1 protein-coding gene is annotated in these 320 nt (G+C 70.6%); it reads left to right on the top strand.

Going from position 1 to position 320, the window contains the following annotated elements:
* Positions 1 to 320, top strand: a 320-nt coding sequence (locus AB6A65_RS16860) for a CarD family transcriptional regulator (RefSeq protein ID WP_371039528.1), incomplete at both ends; no start/stop codon positions are given.

The following is a 320-nucleotide window of genomic DNA, read 5'->3' as shown; positions in this document are numbered from 1 at the left end:
GCGGCGCAAAGAAACGCCGGCGGGCCGAGAACTTCCTGACTGAGGCTCAATCGCTCTCGGCCGGCGATCTGGTGGTCCACGTCGAGCACGGGATCGGGCGCTACAAGGGCCTCGAGGTGGTCACCGCGGCGGGCGCGGCGCACGAGTGCCTCGTGCTCGAATACGCCGAGGGCGCGAAGCTCTACCTGCCGGTCGAGAACATCGAGCTGCTGACGCGCTACGGCCACGAGGAGGGCCTGCTCGACAAGCTCGGCGGCGGCGCGTGGCAGGCGCGCAAGGCGCGGATGAAGGAGCGCATCCGCGAGACCGCCGAGCGCCTC

It is taken from the genome of Rhodosalinus sp. FB01, assembly GCF_041365715.1.
In the GTDB taxonomy this organism is placed as follows: Bacteria; Pseudomonadota; Alphaproteobacteria; order Rhodobacterales; family Rhodobacteraceae; genus Rhodosalinus.
Note: the sequence above shows the minus strand (reverse complement) of the source record. Positions and strands in the feature narration are given on the sequence as shown.